Source organism: Enterobacter sp. JUb54, from assembly GCF_014298075.1.
Taxonomy (GTDB): Bacteria; Pseudomonadota; Gammaproteobacteria; order Enterobacterales; family Enterobacteriaceae; genus Klebsiella; species Klebsiella lignicola.
Genome location: NZ_CP060418.1, coordinates 4,386,282 through 4,403,572, shown reverse-complemented (window position 1 = coordinate 4,403,572; position 17,291 = coordinate 4,386,282). Strand labels below are relative to the sequence as shown.

Below are 17,291 nucleotides of genomic sequence, written 5' to 3'. Positions count from 1 at the left end.
TGGTTACATCAAGCGTTGATAAAGTTCGCGATAGGAGTTCGCGGCAACCTGCCAGCTAAAATCCATATTCATCGCCTGGCGTTGCACGTAACGCCACAGCGACGGGCGCGACCACAGCACGAAGGCGCGTCGAATGGCCCGTAATAGCGAAACGGCATTACTGTCTTCAAACACAAAACCGCTGGCCACGCCATCGGCGAGGTTTTCCAGCGAACTGTCGGTGACGGTATCCGCCAGGCCACCGGTACGACGGACCAACGGCAGCGTGCCGTACTTCAGGCCATACAGCTGCGTTAAGCCGCAGGGTTCAAAACGGCTGGGAACCAGAATCACGTCGGCGCCGCCCATAATGCGGTGGGAGAAGGCCTCGTGATAGCCGATCTGCACGCCAACTTTCCCCGGATGCTCCGCCGCCGCGGCCAGGAAACCTTCCTGCAGTACCGGATCGCCTGCGCCCAGCAGCGCCAGCTGTCCGCCCTGCTCCAGCAGGCCTGGCAGCGCTTCCAGCACCAAATCCAGCCCTTTCTGGCTGGTCAGACGGCTGACGACGGCAAACAGAGGGGCTTTGTCATCGACTTTCAGCCCCATCGCAATCTGCAGCTGACGTTTGTTTTCTGCTTTCTCCTCAAGGCGGTCACGGTCATAGCGCGCGGCCAGCAGCAGGTCGCTTTCCGGGTTCCAGATACGGTCGTCTACCCCGTTAAGAATCCCCGATAGCCGCCCTTCGTGCTGACGCTGACGCAGCAGCCCTTCCATGCCGTAGGCATATTGCGGCTCGGTGATCTCGCGCGCGTAGGTCGGGCTCACCGCCGTAATGTGGTCGGCATAATAGAGTCCCGCTTTCAGGAACGAGAGCTGCCCGTTGAACTCGAGGCCATGCATGTTATAGAACGACCAGGGCAGTTCGATATCATTCATGTGCCAGGAGTAGAACATTCCCTGATAGGCCAGGTTATGTACCGTAAAGACCGATTTCGCCGGGTGTCCGCGTGCCGCCAGGTAGGCGGGCGTCAGCCCCGCATGCCAGTCATGGGCGTGCACAACATCAGGGCGCCAGAAAGGATCCAGCCCGCTGGCCATTTCACTCCCGACCCATCCCAGCAGGGCAAAGCGCAGCACGTTGTCGGTATAAGCATGCTGATGGGTATCGTGGTAAGGGCTCCCTGGGCGGTCGTAGAGATGCGGGGCATCAATCAGATAGATCCCCACGCCGTTAAAATGGCCGAACAGCAGCGTCATACGACCCGCGAAGGTATCCCGGCGCGTCACTACCTGCGCATCGGTCACTCCACGACGGATATCAGGGAAGGCCGGTAACAACACACGCGTGTCGATACCTTCCGCGATTTGTGCCGCAGGCAGCGCGCCGAGGACATCTGCCAGGCCGCCGGTTTTTAACAGCGGAAACATCTCCGAACATACGTGTAAGACCTGCATTAGCGCTCCTGTTTATGCCCCAACTTCCGCAACATATCACGCGTAACCAGCACGATACCTTCCTCTGAGCGGTAGAACCGACGCGCATCCTCTTCCGCATGTTCACCGATCACCATCCCTTCAGGAATGACACAGGCGCGATCGATCACACAGCGGCGCAGACGGCATGAGCGCCCCACCCATACTTCTGGCAATAAGACTGACGAATCAATGTTACAGAATGAGTTCACGCGCACGCGCGGGAACAGCACCGACTGCACCACCACGGAACCGGAGATAATACAGCCGCCCGACACCAGGGAGTTCAGCGTCATGCCGTGGCTGCCGGAACGGTCCTGCACAAACTTGGCCGGTGGCAGAGACTCCATATGGGTGCGAATTGGCCAGTTCTGGTCATACATATCCAGCTCCGGCGTCACCGAAGCCAGGTCAAGGTTCGCTTTCCAGTAGGCCTCCAGCGTTCCCACATCACGCCAGTACGGTTCCGCATCCTGGTCAGACTGCACGCAGGAGAGTGGGAAAGGATGTGCATAAGCCATGCCAGCTTCGGTGATCTTAGGAATAATATCTTTGCCGAAATCGTGGCTGGAATTTTCGTCGTTATCGTCTTCCGCTAGCAGCTCATAAAGATAATCCGCATCAAAGACATAGATCCCCATGCTGGCCAGCGATTTAGTGGCATCACTCGGCATGGCCGGCGGGTTGGCCGGTTTCTCGACGAACTCGATGATTTTGTCGCTCTCATCCACCGCCATCACGCCGAAGGCGGATGCCTCTTCGATGGGCACCGGCATACAGGCAACGGTGCAGCGCGCCCCTTTTTCGACATGGTCGATCAGCATGCGGGAATAGTCTTGCTTGTAGATATGGTCGCCGGCGAGGATCACCACATATTCCGCTTTATAGCGGCGGATGATATCGAGGTTCTGCGTCACAGCATCCGCGGTGCCGCGGTACCAGTTTTCGCCATGCACACGCTGCTGTGCCGGCAGCAAATCGACGAACTCGTTCATCTCTTCGCTAAAGAACGACCAGCCACGTTGAATATGTTGTACCAGCGTGTGGGATTGATACTGGGTGATCACGCCGATACGGCGAATACCTGAGTTAATACAGTTGGATAACGCGAAGTCAATGATACGAAACTTACCGCCAAAATGGACGGCCGGTTTTGCACGTTTGATTGTTAAGTCCTTAAGCCGGGTACCGCGCCCCCCCGCCAGAATCAACGCAACGGTTTTGATCGGCAGCTGACGCGCCAGCATCAATGGGTCATTCTTTTCAAGCCTAACCATGATTAACTCCTTTTTACATCCCGGTCTTCCCGTCCTTCTCACCGCGCAGCCGCCGCGAGTTCAACCGGAAGCTTCAGGGCTTACGACCTTTGAAATACGCACACTCCGTGCGCGGGCCCATGCCAGACAGCTATGACGACCGGATTATCCTCTCCGGCGAAAGGAGGAACGGCGTGCCACTCCCCCTCAGGTAATTCCATTGGCGCCACCTCCGGGGTGGCGTTCAGCGTCACCAGCCAACGATCCGAGAGCAGAATTTGCAGGCGTGGAATGCCATGCTGCCACTCGTCAGCGGTTAATGGTTGCGCATTCTGGTTTAGCCACAGCACGTTGCCGTCTCCTTCCTGCCACCATGCGTTCCCGGTTAAGGCCGGTATGCTGCGGCGCAGATGAATGAGCGCGGCGGTAAATGCGGTCAGCCCACCGTTGGCCTGACTCCAGTCAAGCCAGGTCAGGGCATTGTCCTGACAATAGGCGTTATTATTGCCATGCTGGCTATGACCATGCTCGTCACCTGCCAGCAGCATCGGCGTACCTTGTGCCAACAGCAGCGTGGACAGCAGGGCATGAACGCTGTCCCGACGCCGCTCCATCACGTCGAGACTGCCACCTAACCCTTCTATACCATGGTTGCTGCTGTAGTTATTGTTAGTCCCATCGCGATTCTCTTCACCGTTCGCCTCATTGTGTTTCTGATTGAAACAAACGCAGTCGCAGAGGGTGAAGCCGTCGTGGGCGGTAACCAGATTGACCGCTGCGGCGGGCAGCCGTCCGTTATGCTGAAACACATCGCTGGAGGCGGCAAAACGCCGGGCGAACTCGCCCAGCGACACGTTGTTATGCAGCCAGAAACGCCTTGCGACGTCGCGGAAATGATCATTCCACTCGGCAAACAGCGGCGGGAAATTCCCCACCTGATATCCCCCGGCACCAATATCCCAGGGCTCGGCAATCAGCTTGACGGCCGAAAGCTGCGGATCGTGGCGAATTGCCTCAAACAGCGGCGCATCCTGGCGAAATTGCGGGGTGCGGCCCATCACCGAGGCCAGGTCGAAACGGAAGCCGTCGACGTGGCACTCATCGACCCAAAAGCGCAGACACTGACGGGCAAACTCCACGGTTCCAGGCTGGCTCAGATTGAGGGTGTTGCCGCAGCCGGTCCAGTTGTAGTAATCCCCGTCGTCCCTTATCCAATAATAGTAACGGTTGTCGATTCCGCGAAAACAGAAGGTCGGCCCTTCAAGGTCAATTTCCGCACTGTGGTTCAACACCACGTCGAGGATCACTTCGATGCCCGCAGCATGCAGCGCTTTCACCGCGTCACGAAACTCGTCGAGCGCGCGCTCCGGCTCGCTGGCGTAGCGCGGGTCGAGCGCGAACATCGCCATCGGGTTGTAGCCCCAATAGTTGCTCAACCCCATTCTCTGCAGCCGCGGTTCACTGGCGAACTGCGCCACCGGCATCAGCTCCAGCGCCGTGATCCCAAGGGTGGTGAAGTAGTCGATCATCACCGGATGCCCCAACGCTTTATAGGTGCCGCGGATGGCCTCCGGCAGCGCCGGGTGCAGCCACGTCAGCCCTTTCACATGGGCTTCGTAGATGACCGTCTGCCCCCAGGGCGTCCGGGGCGGCGCATCGTTGTGCCAGTCGTAGTGCAGATCCACCACCTGCGACTTCGGCGCAATCGCCGCACTGTCCCGGTGATCCGGCATATGGTCGCCGCCGTGGAGCAGCTCGTCATCGGGCAGCCCCCCCGCGACCCGATGACAACAGGGGTCGAGCAGCAGCTTCGCCGGATTGAAACGGTGCCCCTGTGCCGGGTCCCACGGGCCGTGGACACGGTAACCGTAGCGTAAGCCCGGCCCGGCATCCGCCAGCCAGCCGTGCCAGACATCCCCGCTGCGCGCGGGTAAATCAAAGCGCTGCTCATTGCCCTGCGCGTCAAAGACGCACAGTTCTACCCGCTCAGCGTGGGCGGATAAGAGCGTAAAATTCACGCCCTTTCCATCATAGCTCGCGCCTAACGGTGAGGGTTTTCCGGCGGCCAGCATCGTCATTGTGCCTCCCGTACCAGCCAGACGGTCGCCAGCGGCGGTAGCGTAATTGACAGCGAATATTCACGGCCGTGGCTGGCGATAGCATCACTTTCCACGACGCCACCGTTGCCGGTATTGCTACCGTGGTAGTGCATCGAATCGGTATTCAGCTCCTCACGCCAGCGCCCAGGCTGGTTGATCCCGAAACGGTAGTCATGGCGCGGAACCGGGGTGAAGTTGCTGGCAACGATAATCTCGTTACCGGCTTTATCGCGGCGCACGAAGACAAAGACCGAGCGTTCGTGATCATCCACCACCAGCCATTCAAAGCCGTAGGGGTCAAAATCGAGTTCGTGGAGCGCTTTATGGTGGCGATAGGTATGGTTCAGATCGCGCACCAGGCGCTGAACCCCGTGATGCCAGTTATCGCCGCCTTCCAGCAGATGCCAGTCCAGGCTGCCATCGTGGTTCCACTCCCGCCCCTGGGCAAACTCGTTACCCATAAACAGCAGCTTTTTGCCCGGGAAGGCAAACATCCAGCCGTAGTAGGCGCGCAGGTTGGCGAACTTCTGCCACGCGTCACCGGGCATGCGGTCCAGAATCGATTTTTTGCCATGCACCACTTCATCGTGGGACAGCGGCAGCACGAAGTTTTCGGTGTAGTTATAGAGCATCCCGAAGGTCATCTTGTCGTGATGATGACGGCGATGGACCGGATCGAGCTTCATGTAATCGAGGGTGTCGTGCATCCAGCCGAGGTTCCATTTGAACCAGAAACCGAGGCCACCGGTCGACGAAGGCCGTGACACGCCGGCGAAATCGGTGGACTCTTCCGCCATGGTGACCGCCCCCGGGGTCTGTTCGCCGAGCACGCGGTTGGTATTGCGCAGGAACTCAATCGCCTCGAGGTTCTCCCGACCGCCAAACTCGTTTGGCACCCACTCGCCCTCTTTACGGCTGTAGTCGCGATAGATCATTGACGCCACCGCATCGACCCGCAACGCATCGATCCCGAAGCGTTCAATCCAGTACAGCGCATTCCCGACCAGGAAGTTGCTGACTTCGCGGCGACCGTAGTTATAGATCAGGGTATTCCAGTCCTGGTGATACCCTTCGCGCGGGTCGCTGTGTTCATACAGCGAAGTACCATCAAACGAGGCAAGCGCGAAGTCATCGGACGGAAAGTGGCCGGGAACCCAGTCCAGAATCACATTCAGCCCAGCGGCATGTGCGGCATTGAGGAAGTAGCGGAAATCTTCACGGGTACCAAACCGGCGGGTCGGCGCGTACAGCCCGGTGGGCTGATAGCCCCAGCTGCCATCAAACGGATGTTCGTTAACCGGCAGCAGCTCCAGATGGGTAAAGCCCATCCATTTGGCATAAGGCACCAGTTGGTCAGCCAGCTCGCGATAGCTCAGCCAGAAATTGTTATCGGTATGGCGGCGCCATGAACCGAGGTGAACTTCATAAATCGAAATCGGCGCATCAAACTGGTTAGCCTGGCGACGCGCTTCCGGCTGTTCGACTTTTTCCGGCAACCCGCAGATAAGCGAGGCGCTGTCCGGGCGCATCTGTGCTTCAAAGGCATACGGGTCAGATTTCACCCGCAGATGACCGTGGGCGTCGATCAGTTCGAATTTGTACAACTGGCCGTTGTGCGCGCCGGGGATAAACAGCTCCCAGATACCGGACTCTTTTCGCAGGCGCATCGGGTGGCGGCGCCCGTCCCAGTAGTTGAACTGGCCGACGACGGAAACCCGGCGGGCGTTCGGCGCCCAGACGGAGAAGCGCGTCCCGGTGATCCCGTCCATCGTGTCAGCATGCGCGCCCAGCGTCTCATACGGGCGCAGATGGGTCCCCTCAGAGAGCAGCCAGACGTCGAGATCCTGCAGCAGCGGGCCAAAACGGTAAGGATCATCAATCAGATTTTGTTGACCATGCCAGGTCACCGCCAGCTGGTAGCGGAAGGGATTTTTTCGACGCGGCAGAACGCCGCTAAAGAACCCGCGTGCATCGAGGCATTCCAGTTTGCCTACTTTGCGCCCGGTTTTCGGCTCAATAACCCATACATCAGTAGCATCGGGTAATAACGCACGTACCTCCAGACCGGCATCCGTTTGATGCATGCCAAGCACGGAAAAAGGGTCCGCAAAATGGCCAGAGATAAGCGCATTAATCACGTCTCTATCGATACGATTAGACATGGTTTCATCCTGTTGTAAGTGCCGTCATTTCCTGTATCTGACGACTTTTTTTGACCTGAACGGTGCAGCACTCTGTGCATCCTTCTGCTCCGTCCCACCTTCAGGTAAGGCAACGTTGTCGTTCCTTACTTAAAGCATAGCCAAGGCTGACTTACCTCCGTTGGAAAAAATCTAACATCCGCGTTTACTCCTTGTATTACGCAAAAAAAAGGGGGTGTTAAACACCCCCTTTCCCGTTGTTGAGTCGGATATTAAGCCAGCTGGCGCAACATGCGTCGCAGCGGCTCCGCAGCGCCCCACAGGAGCTGGTCTCCGACAGTGAAGGCCGAGAGATACTCCGGCCCCATATTCAGTTTGCGCAGGCGACCGACTGGGGTGGTCAGGGTGCCGGTAACGGCAGCCGGGGTCAGCTCACGCATGGTAATATCACGATCGTTTGGTACCACTTTGGCCCACGGGTTGTGCGCCGCCAACAGTTCTTCAACGGTCGGGATAGAGACATCTTTTTTCAGTTTGATGGTGAACGCCTGGCTGTGACAACGCAGGGCACCCACACGAACACACAGACCATCAACCGGAATCACTGACGGGGCGGCGAGGATCTTGTTGGTCTCTGCCTGGCCCTTCCACTCTTCACGGCTCTGGCCGTTATCCAGCTGTTTGTCGATCCACGGGATCAGACTGCCCGCCAGCGGCACACCAAAGTTATCGACTGCCAGCTCGCCGCTGCGCGTCAGCGACGTCACTTTGCGTTCAATATCCAGAATCGCGGAAGCCGGGTTCGCCAGTTCTGCCGCGACGTGGGTATGCAACTGGCCCATCTGGGTCAGCAGTTCGCGCATATGACGCGCGCCGCCGCCGGAAGCGGCCTGATAGGTCGCCACGCTGACCCACTCAACCAGGTCCTGTGCAAACAGGCCGCCAAGGGACATCAGCATCAGGCTGACGGTACAGTTACCGCCAACAAACGTTTTCACGCCGTTGTTCAGGCCTGCGGTAATCACATCCTGGTTAACCGGATCGAGAATAATGATGGCATCGTCTTTCATACGCAGCGACGAAGCCGCATCAATCCAGTAACCCTGCCAGCCGCTCTCACGCAGCTTCGGATAAACATCGTTGGTATAATCGCCGCCCTGGCAGGTCACAATAATGTCCAACGCTTTCAGTGCTTCCAGGTCAAATGCATCCTGAAGCGTACCGCCGGTGCTGCCACCGAAGGAAGGAGCAGGCTGCCCCAGCTGAGAGGTGGAGAAAAAAACAGGGCGAATGGCGTCGAAATCGCGCTCTTCAACCATGCGTTGCATGAGTACAGAGCCGACCATTCCGCGCCAGCCGATAAAACCAACATTTTTCATAACGTATTTCCTGGGAGATGTGTGCTGTTTGTGTCAAGCCAGTTTCCTACTGGATCATCCCTCACATTACAAAATGCTGCTAAAGTCGCAAGTGAAATTAATCAATGATTGCGCGGCAATCAGAAAAGCAGCTTATTATTCACGCCACCTCTGTTGCCAGCAGCATCCAGGAAACCCTAAAGATTATCGGTATATTGCCCAGGGAAGGGAATATTTTCTACCGCTGATTTATTGATCTGGGTTATGAAATCGTCCGGAAATGGGGTGGCGGGCATGCGGCGGGAGAGTTCGCACAAAACCAGAGCTGGTGCGGCCTTACGAGGGTTAATACGTTTTTCGCAGCGCTCAGCAGGAAGGAAATGTCGGGTGATAGCAGAGGGAAATATCGCCCGGCGTTGCATCGCTCAGCCGGGCGAGGAGACCTACGTTTAGCTCAGCAGCGTAAACGCGATCATACCGACGATGGCACCGGTGGTGCCGAGGATAGTTTCCATCATCGTCCAGGTTTTCAACGTCTGCGCTTCGGTGGCGCCGGTAAATTTACCAAACAGCCAGAAACCCGCGTCGTTGACGTGACTCACCACGATGGAGCCGCCGGCGATACAGATGGACAGCGCCGCCATTTGCGCACCGCTGTAGTTCAGCTGCTCAATCACCGGCATCACCAGCCCGACGGCGGTTAAGCAGGCGACGGTCGCAGAGCCCTGAATAATACGCACCGCGGCCGCCAGCACGAAGCAGGTGACGGCAATCGGCAGACCCATACCGGTCAGCGCTTCACCCAGTGCAGGGCCCACGCCGGAATCCACCAGCACCTGTTTAAAGACGCCGCCCGCCCCGATAACCAGCAGGATAATCCCCGCCGGCTGCAGCGCGTGACCGCAGATTTCCATGACCCGGTCTTTCGCCATGCCCTGACGAACCGCCAGACCATAAATCGCCACCAGACAGGCCACCAGAATCGCGGTGAACGGATGGCCGATAAATTCGAACCATTCATAAGTCGTAGAGCCTACCGGCACAAAGCGTGCGGCGACGGTTTTCAGCCCAACCAGCACCAACGGCAGCAGAATCAGCGACAGGCTAAAGCCAAATGACGGCATCTTGCCTTCGCCGAGGCTCGGCTCACTGATATCGTCAGGAATGTGCAGCTCAACGTAGCGGCTGATAAAGTTGCCCCACAGCGGACCGGCGATAATCATCCCCGGAATAGCGGCGCACAGACCAATCAGGATCATCCAGCCGAAATCGGCGTGCATCTGCGATGCCAGCAGCATCGGCGCCGGCCCTGGCAGCAGGAATGCCGCCGCGGCGGCAACGCCGGCGAACAGCGGGATCACCAGCTTCACCAGGTTGGTACCGGTATGACGCGCCATAGAGAAGGCAACGCTGATCAGCAGTACGATAGCCACTTCGAAAAACAGCGGCAGCGCACAGATCAGCCCGGCCAGACCAATCGCATAATGGGCGCGGTTATGGCCGAAAGATTTCAACATCTTCACGGCTATCTGATCGACCGCGCCGGTCTCATGGAGGATCTTGCCGAACATCGCCCCGAGCGCCACGACAATCGCCAGGAAGCCCAGCGTACCGCCCATCCCTTTTTCCATGGTCGCTGCAATCTTATCCAGCGGCATGCCCGAAAAGAGACCGGCACCAATAGAAACCACCATCAAGGCCACGAAGGCATGCATACGTGCCTTCATGACTAAAAACAGCAGCAGCAAAACAGAGCCGACTGCGGTTAAAACAAGCGTTAAAGTACTCACTAGTTACTGCCTTTGTTGATCACCTCAATGGTGCTCGCGACCACGCCTTCCAGCGATTGATCAATATCGACGATTAAGACATCGCCTTCGTCTGCGCCTGGCTCCTGCAGCGTTTCAAACTGCGTCACCAGCATCTGGGTTTTGAAGAAGTGGCCTTTACGCGCCTTCAGACGGCTTTCGATCAGGTCAAAATCCCCTTTCAGGTAGACAAACGACAGGTTCGGGTTGCCTTTACGCAGAATGTCGCGATAGCTCTTTTTCAACGCGGAGCAGACAATCAGCGAAACTTTATTGGTGCGCTGCATAGCAAAAGCGGCGTCGTTCAGCGCCTGAAGCCACGGTGTACGGTCGTCGTCATTTAACGGCTCACCGGAGGCCATCTTATTGATATTGCTGCGCGGATGCAGAAAGTCGCCATCAAGAAACGCGGCATGCAGTTGATGCGCCACTTCGCTGGCGACAGCGGATTTACCACTGCCGGAAACGCCCATCAGGACATAGACGTGGTGATCATGGTTAGTCGTGCTCAAAGCTTCCTCCCACTGGACACATATGCGAGGCCGCGCAAGCTGCGGAATACAGCATGGAAGGCTCGCATACAGATTGATTGTTACGGGTAACTGTTATCGGTAACATTGTCATGCCGGACTAAGGGATAAGCAATCACCATTCGTGCCAGAAATGAATATGTGTGATCTACTTCAAACTTGTCGGATTAAATAGATCCGCCCGGTGACAATGTGAAACCTAAATCTAACATCTTAGGCGTAACGGTTTCACCACGGATCCGCGCCAGCAGCCGTTCGGCGCCAATGCGGCCCATGCGCTCACGCGGGGTCAGCACGCTGGCAAGCCGCGGCTCCATCACCTGACCAATATCATGGCCGTGGAAACCGGCAATCGCCATATCATCCGGAATTTTTAATCCCAGGCGCTGGCACTCAAAGGCCGCCCCGACCGCCAGGTCATCGTTGGTACAAAAAATACCGTCGAGCTGTGGGTATTCCCGGCGTGCCTGACGCATCAGCTCAATCCCTGACGAGTAGGACGACGACTGCTCAACCATCACGCTGTAGGGCGTCATGCCGGCATCAAACATCGCCTGCTCGTAACCCTTCTGTTTGATGATAGTACGTTCATCGAGGCGCGCGCCAAGATAAGCCACATGACGATGCCCACGGGCAATAATCGCGGCGGTCATCTGTCGTGCGGCGTCGAAGTTGTCAAAACCCACGGCGATATCGAGGCACGGCGACTGGCTGTCCATCAGCTCGACCACCGGAATACCGGCCACTTCGATCATCTTCAGCGTGCGGGGAGTATGGGTACGTTCGGTGAGGATCAGGCCATCAATGTTCCAGGAGAGCATTGATTCGAGACGTTTCTCTTCCATCTCCGGCTTATAGCCGTAGTGCGCCAGCATCGTTTGATAGCCGAAGGCATCGGTGACGCTTTCAATGCCGCGCAGCACTTCCGAGAAGACCTGGTTGGTTAACGACGGCAGCAGCACGCCGATGGCGCGACTGGTCGCATTGGAGAGAATATCAGGCGCACGATTGGGGATATAACCCAGTTCATCGAGAGCAACGGCAATCTTGCCACGCAAAGCCTCGGAAACCTGCTCCGGGTTACGTAAAAAGCGACTGACCGTCATTTTGGTCACGCCGACAAGATCGGCTACATCCTGAAGTACGGGTCTTTTCTTTTTCATCGTCCTGACTGTGATTCCTGGCTGTGATAACGGGGAGACATTATCTCAGTTTATCACGGACGAAGCGCAACCTTCCCAAACATCCGGGAAGGCTGCGCAATTTATTTAAACATCTTCAGAACGGCATCAGACCGGCGGCAGATCGAACAGCAGGATTTCGCTATCGCTGTCGGCGTGAACAGAAATCGCCTGCTCATCCCAAATCGCCAGGCCATCGCTGGTAGTGGCTTTGGTCCCGTTGATGGTCACTTCGCCCTTCACGACCTGGATCCAGACGCGGCGTTCAGCGGCAATCTGATGCACCGACTGTTCGTCTTTCAGCAGCGCCCAGCGGTACAGTTCCATATCCTGATACACCTTCAGGGAGCCTTCACGCGCATCCGGCGACAGCACCAGCTGTTTGCCCTGTGCCGCATCAAAGCGACGCTGTTCGTAGCGCGGTGTGATTCCGTTTTCCTGCGGCATAATCCAGATTTGATACAAACGCAGACGCTCGGTGCTGCTCGGGTTGTATTCCGAGTGGCGAACACCGGTACCGGCGCTCATGATCTGGAACTCACCGGCAGGCACCTGCTCTTTGTTACCCATGCTGTCCTGGTGTTCAACCGCCCCTTCCAGCACATAGGTCAGGATTTCCATGTCTTTGTGCGGGTGGGTACCGAAGCCCTGGCCGGCGTCAATCACGTCATCGTTGATGACGCGCAGCGCCGAGAAGCCCATAAAGTTCGCGTCGTAATAGTTGGCGAAAGAGAAAGTATGCCAGGAATCCAGCCAGCCGTGGTTAGCGTGACCGCGTTCGTTAGCTTTGCGTAAGTAGATCATGTTGCACCCCCGTATGTTTTCGATGGAGTCAGTGTGGACTCATTCCGCTGACGATCATAGAGGGTGAAAATTGACTCCTCTGTTCAAAAAATATGAATAAGAACCGAGGAGCCAAAAAAGCTTATTTCATGAGGGTTACTACCGACGGAGAAGGTTGTTCAAAGCCGCGTTCGAGGATCTCCATATTGGTGAGAACCTCAGATTCATTGACGTAATTTTCGCGACCATTCACCAGGGTGTCGTAGAGCGCATCATAGACCCGGCCATAGTCGCCCGGCTCCACGCCAATCTCCTCACGCACACTGACGCCGCTGTCATCAACGTATTCCAGCACACCAATGCTGTCATCCGCGGCAAAACCTGCTTCCCCCGGCATGATATTGGCTTTCAGGCTGGTCTCCTGCTGATCGATGCCGTACTTAATAAACGACCCACGATGGCCGTGGACGATAAACTTCGGATAAGGCAGCTTCACCAGATGGCTGGTTTTGACGATGGCTTTCATGGTGCCGTAGAACAGCTGGGCTTCGAAGGTATCATCCGGGTTGGCTTTATTACGCACGCTGCGGATGTCATAGGCCACGTGATCCGGGCGACCAAACAGCGAGATAATCTGATCCATCGTGTGCACGCCAAGACCGTAAAACGCGCCGTCCTGCGGCAGTCCCGGTTTGCCACCGTCCACCGGACGATAGTTGTCAAAGTGGCTCTCAATTTCGACGATCTCGCCGAGTTTGCCGCTCTCGATGACCTTTTTCATCGTCAGGAAGCAGGAGTCAAAGCGGCGGTTCTGGTACGGCGTCACCGTCAGGCCTTTGCTCTTCGCCAGCGCAAACAGCGCCTTCGCTTCAGCCATCGTTGGCGTGAACGGTTTTTCCACCAGCACGTTTTTGCCCGCCTCCAGCGCCCGTTTTGCATAGTCAAAATGGCTATCCGCATGGGTACAGACAATCACCAGCTTGACCTGCGGGTCATTGAGCACGTCATCAAGATCGCTGGTGAAGTGGATATGCGAGTACTGCGGCCCCTGTTCTTCGGGCTTCGCGCTGCGGCGATAGATGTGCGCGACGTGCCAGCGGTCTTTGCGGTGCAGAACATAGGGCAGATGGTAGCGGGTGGTACTTTTACCGAAGCCGATAAATGCACAATGCAGAGTCATAATAACGTCCTGTGTTGAGGTTTCTGCCGTTAACCATAGCGCACCCCGGCAAGGAACTTAACTCTTTCCCGTCCCGTAGTTGCAGAAATTTATCTGCAGAATACTTTAATCATTACACATACGAAACATTTATAACTCAATGATAAATAATGTTATTTTAAATTAAAGTGCTATCAAAGCCTTGTTCCTTGCGTGTAAAGTCGAGAGACACGAATCCTGAGCGGATGAGGTTTACGCCACCCCGTTTCCGGAGCAAATCTCCACCGTCCACGCAGACAAGGAAGCACCACCAATTCACATGGAAAGACAATATCTCGCGTTAAACAGCGCGCTGCTTTTCTGGTTCCTGGGGCTGGTGGCCTGGTGTTTCAACGCCTTATACCTGGCAGGCGCCGCCGCCGCACTTTCCATTACCGCGTTCATCATTCATTTCCAGTACCAGCAGGTTAAACTCATGTTCAAAAAGAAGAATACTCCCCGGACTTCCGCCTCCTCTTGCGATGAAGCCACCGTGCATGACCAACACGGGCAGTCCGAACCCACCGTGGTTGCCAGCGGCGTCAATGTGGAAGGCAATATCGTTGCCGACGGTAACGTCGATATTTATGGCTCGCTGACAGGCAATATCGATGCAAAAGAGGGCCAGATTACGATCAAACGCGACGGACATGTCGAAGGCAATATCACCTGTCGCACCCTAATTATCGACGGCAGCGTGACCGGCCAGTGCAACAGCGACAGCATTGAAATAGCGGAAAACGGCCGGGTGACCGGGACTCTGGCTTACCGCACTCTGGCGATGATTAAAGGTGCTGTATTCTGCGGCAAAGCGGAGATGCTGCCGGCGCTGAGCGACAAACCTGAAGCGTGAGGGCCTGAAAAAACGCAAAAAAAAAGCCAGCACCTGGCTGGCTAAAGTAATACTGGAAGCAATGTGAGCAATGTCGTGCTTTCAGGCTTTCCGCAAGGGTCTCCCTGAATGCAGGACAATAATAATCATTCTCATTCGCACTTGTCTACCCCTTTTTGCAAAAATTAGCCGTTGACGCCTTTTTTAAAGTCAGGGATGTTGAAAAGAACCATTGAGCACACAAAGCCTGATATTCAGGTACAAGGGAGAAGAGGAATGAGTGAGATTGTGATACGCCATGCTGAACCGCGCGATGCAGAACCTTTACGCCAGCTGACTGCGCACCCGGAGGTCTATCACGACACGCTACAGCTCCCGCATCCATCAATGGAAATGTGGCAGGAACGGCTAAAACCCCGGCCACACGGTCACCACCTGGTTGCCACGATCGACGAGCAGGTCGTCGGCCACCTGATGCTCAGCGTCGAACCCCGGCCACGCCGATGCCATGTCGCCACTTTCGGGATGAGCGTGGCGGCACCGTTCCAGGGTCGCGGCGTTGGCAGCGCCCTGATGCGCGAAATGATCGGCCTGTGCGATAACTGGTTGCGGGTTGAGCGGATCGAACTCACGGTGTTTGCCGATAACGCCGCTGCGGTTGCCGTCTATCGCAAATATGGTTTTGTCGTTGAAGGGACCGGACGGAAATTCGCGCTGCGTAACGGCGAGTACGTCGATGCGCACTTTATGGCGCGCCTGAAGTAAAGGTTAAGACAGGGTTACAGGCCGGGCACACGCCGTGCTGCCCGGCCGTTGACTCAGTATCCGGCGGTTAAATCGCCCGGCGAGCGTGGGTCGGAAGCGCCGTACAGCGTCCCGTCCGGGCCAACCATAATGCTCTGCGTGCTGCCCATCGCCTCCTTCAGCACCACTTTTTGTCCCTTCTGTTCCAGCAGTTTCAAGGTATCCGGGCTAAAGCCCTTCTCCACCCGCAGCTCATCCGGCAGCCATTGATGGTGGAAGCGCGGCGCGTTGGTGGCTTCCGCGACGTTCATGCCGAAATCAATCGTATCCACCACCATCTGCAGGACGGTGGTAATAATGCGGCTGCCGCCCGGGCTGCCGGTCACCAGCCAGGTTTTGCCCTCTTTCACCACGATGGTCGGCGACATCGACGACAGCGGACGTTTTTTCGGCCCGACGGCATTGGCATCGCCGCCCACCAGCCCGTAGACGTTCGGTACGCCCGGTTTTGCCGAGAAATCATCCATCTGGTTATTCATCAGGATCCCGGAGCTACCCGCAACAATCCCGGTGCCAAATACGGTGTTCAGCGTATAGGTAACCGCCACCGCATTGCCGTCTTTATCCACTACCGAGAAATGAGTGGTCTGGTTGCTTTCATAGGGTGCCAGCTTGCCGGGACGGATCTGGCTGGAAGGTTTGGCTTTGTTGATATCAATCTGATCGGCAATCGATTTGGCGTAAGCCTTATTGGTTAAGGCCTGCCACGGCACGCTGACAAAGTCCGGGTCACCGAGATACTCCGAGCGGTCGGCATAGGCATGTTTTTCGGCCTCCGCCATGACCTGCATGGCATCTGCGCTGCCGAAGCCATATTTCTGCATATCGAAGTTTTCGAGGATATTAAGGATCTGTACGATGTGGATCCCACCGGACGACGGCGGCGGCATCGAGAACACCTGATAGCCACGGTACTCGCCGGCGATCGGCGTACGTTCGACCGCCTTGTAGCCCGCGAGGTCCGCCCGGGTTATCAGACCACCGTTTTTCTGCATCTCTTCGGCTATCTGATCGGCAATCGCCCCTTTATAAAACGCGTCCGGGCCATGCTCGGCGATCAGCTCGAGGCTTTTCCCCAGCTGTTTTTGTACCAGCTTGTCGCCCTTCTTCAGCGGCTCGCCGTTTTTCCAGAAGATGGCCTTGCTGTTCGGGTGCTGCGGGATCACTTCGCTCCCGTAGGTTTTCAGGTCATCAGCCAGCGCATCGTTAACCGTGAAGCCCTCTTCTGCCAGCTTGATCGCCGGGCGCATCACCTTGTTGAGCGGCAGCGTGCCGTATTTTTCCAGCGCTAATGAGAAGCCAGCAACGGTGCCCGGTGTACCGGAGGCCAGATGCGAGGTGAGCGATTTTTTACTGTCCGGGTTGCCGTGGTCATCGAGGAACATGTCCCGGGTGGCCTGCTCCGGCGCCATTTCGCGAAAATCTATCGCCGTGGTGTGCCCGTCTTTGGTCCGCAGCATCATAAACCCGCCGCCGCCAATGTTACCGGCCTGCGGATGGGTGACCGCCAGCGCATAGCCCACCGCCACCGCGGCATCAACGGCATTCCCGCCCTGGCGCAAAATATCGACCCCAACCCGGGTGGCCAGCGCGTCCACCGAGGCCACCATTCCCTGCTGCGCGCGAACCGGATGAAAGACATCCGCTTCGACACCGTAAGAAACCGGCGACGGGGCGGGATTTGCCGCGACGGTAAAACTACCGCCGGCCAGCAAAGCAGCGATGACCACCTGACGCCATAAACGTTTTGTTATCATTGCCTTACTCCTGAAATGTATTTTTATCCCCATATACACCCAAAATAATTCGAGTTGCTTGTACGTTGGCGGCAACGAGAATTATTCAG

Annotated in this window: 13 protein-coding genes; 2 read left to right on the top strand and 11 right to left on the bottom strand. The window is 56.7% G+C overall.

Going from position 1 to position 17,291, the window contains the following annotated elements; all coding sequences use genetic code 11:
• Positions 1 to 3 precede the first annotated feature (3 nt).
• The 10 genes from glgA to HF679_RS20205 form a co-directional block, all read right to left on the bottom strand.
• A complete protein-coding gene (gene glgA, locus HF679_RS20250) occupies positions 4 to 1,437 on the bottom strand; it encodes a glycogen synthase GlgA (RefSeq protein ID WP_187042337.1) in 1,434 nt (477 codons plus the stop codon).
• On the bottom strand, positions 1,437 to 2,732 hold the full coding sequence (gene glgC / locus HF679_RS20245; protein ID WP_123757306.1) for a glucose-1-phosphate adenylyltransferase: 1,296 nt from the start codon (positions 2,730 to 2,732) through the stop codon (positions 1,437 to 1,439). The genes glgA and glgC overlap by 1 nt, the downstream gene beginning before the upstream one ends.
• 80 nt (positions 2,733 to 2,812) lie before the next feature.
• Positions 2,813 to 4,789 carry a glycogen debranching protein GlgX gene (gene glgX, locus HF679_RS20240; protein WP_154144990.1) on the bottom strand — a complete coding sequence of 659 codons (1,977 nt, stop codon included), beginning with the start codon at positions 4,787 to 4,789 and terminating at the stop codon, positions 2,813 to 2,815.
• Positions 4,786 to 6,972, bottom strand: a complete 2,187-nt coding sequence (gene glgB / locus HF679_RS20235) for a 1,4-alpha-glucan branching enzyme (RefSeq protein WP_123757304.1) — start codon at positions 6,970 to 6,972, stop codon at positions 4,786 to 4,788. The genes glgX and glgB overlap by 4 nt, the downstream gene beginning before the upstream one ends.
• A gap of 251 nt (positions 6,973 to 7,223) precedes the next feature.
• Positions 7,224 to 8,330 (bottom strand): aspartate-semialdehyde dehydrogenase, encoded by a 1,107-nt coding sequence (asd, locus tag HF679_RS20230; protein ID WP_187042336.1) that lies wholly within the window; start codon positions 8,328 to 8,330, stop codon positions 7,224 to 7,226.
• Positions 8,331 to 8,758: 428 nt separating this feature from the next.
• Complete coding sequence (gene gntU / locus HF679_RS20225; protein WP_123757302.1) at positions 8,759 to 10,099, bottom strand: gluconate transporter; 1,341 nt, start codon at positions 10,097 to 10,099, stop codon at positions 8,759 to 8,761.
• The gene (gene gntK / locus HF679_RS20220) at positions 10,099 to 10,629 is read right to left on the bottom strand and encodes a gluconokinase (protein ID WP_004868532.1); all 531 of its coding nucleotides are present in this window, start codon (positions 10,627 to 10,629) and stop codon (positions 10,099 to 10,101) included. The genes gntU and gntK overlap by 1 nt, the downstream gene beginning before the upstream one ends.
• Positions 10,630 to 10,814: 185 nt before the next feature.
• On the bottom strand, positions 10,815 to 11,810 hold the full coding sequence (gene gntR, locus HF679_RS20215) for a gluconate operon transcriptional repressor GntR (RefSeq protein WP_123757301.1): 996 nt from the start codon (positions 11,808 to 11,810) through the stop codon (positions 10,815 to 10,817).
• Between the two features lie 126 nt (positions 11,811 to 11,936).
• Entirely contained in the window at positions 11,937 to 12,632 is a 696-nt protein-coding gene (locus tag HF679_RS20210) for a pirin family protein (protein ID WP_123757300.1), read from the bottom strand.
• A gap of 121 nt (positions 12,633 to 12,753) precedes the next feature.
• Positions 12,754 to 13,791 carry an oxidoreductase gene (locus HF679_RS20205; protein WP_123757299.1) on the bottom strand — a complete coding sequence of 346 codons (1,038 nt, stop codon included), beginning with the start codon at positions 13,789 to 13,791 and terminating at the stop codon, positions 12,754 to 12,756.
• A 298-nt stretch (positions 13,792 to 14,089) separates the two neighbouring features.
• Between HF679_RS20205 and HF679_RS20200 the strand changes: the two genes are divergently transcribed.
• Both HF679_RS20200 and yhhY read left to right on the top strand, forming a co-directional pair.
• Complete coding sequence (locus tag HF679_RS20200) at positions 14,090 to 14,662, top strand: polymer-forming cytoskeletal protein (RefSeq protein ID WP_148060403.1); 573 nt, start codon at positions 14,090 to 14,092, stop codon at positions 14,660 to 14,662.
• A 267-nt stretch (positions 14,663 to 14,929) separates the two neighbouring features.
• Entirely contained in the window at positions 14,930 to 15,406 is a 477-nt protein-coding gene (gene yhhY / locus HF679_RS20195) for an N-acetyltransferase (RefSeq protein WP_187043076.1), read from the top strand.
• Between the two features lie 53 nt (positions 15,407 to 15,459).
• Here the strand turns inward: yhhY and ggt are convergent, their stop codons facing one another.
• Complete coding sequence (gene ggt / locus HF679_RS20190; RefSeq protein WP_123757297.1) at positions 15,460 to 17,202, bottom strand: gamma-glutamyltransferase; 1,743 nt, start codon at positions 17,200 to 17,202, stop codon at positions 15,460 to 15,462.
• Positions 17,203 to 17,291: the final 89 nt, after the last annotated feature.

Bases quoted from the DNA above. Each gene is read 5' to 3' on its own strand.
- glgA (WP_187042337.1), bottom strand. From the start codon at position 1,437: ATGCAGGTCTTACACGTATGTTCGGAGATGTTTCCGCTGTTAAAAACC.
- glgC (WP_123757306.1), bottom strand. From the start codon at position 2,732: ATGGTTAGGCTTGAAAAGAATGACCCATTGATGCTGGCGCGTCAGCTG.
- glgX (WP_154144990.1), bottom strand. From the start codon at position 4,789: ATGACGATGCTGGCCGCCGGAAAACCCTCACCGTTAGGCGCGAGCTAT.
- glgB (WP_123757304.1), bottom strand. From the start codon at position 6,972: ATGTCTAATCGTATCGATAGAGACGTGATTAATGCGCTTATCTCTGGC.
- asd (WP_187042336.1), bottom strand. From the start codon at position 8,330: ATGAAAAATGTTGGTTTTATCGGCTGGCGCGGAATGGTCGGCTCTGTA.
- gntR (WP_123757301.1), bottom strand. From the start codon at position 11,810: ATGAAAAAGAAAAGACCCGTACTTCAGGATGTAGCCGATCTTGTCGGC.
- HF679_RS20210 (WP_123757300.1), bottom strand. From the start codon at position 12,632: ATGATCTACTTACGCAAAGCTAACGAACGCGGTCACGCTAACCACGGC.
- HF679_RS20205 (WP_123757299.1), bottom strand. From the start codon at position 13,791: ATGACTCTGCATTGTGCATTTATCGGCTTCGGTAAAAGTACCACCCGC.
- HF679_RS20200 (WP_148060403.1), top strand. From the start codon at position 14,090: ATGGAAAGACAATATCTCGCGTTAAACAGCGCGCTGCTTTTCTGGTTC.
- ggt (WP_123757297.1), bottom strand. From the start codon at position 17,202: ATGATAACAAAACGTTTATGGCGTCAGGTGGTCATCGCTGCTTTGCTG.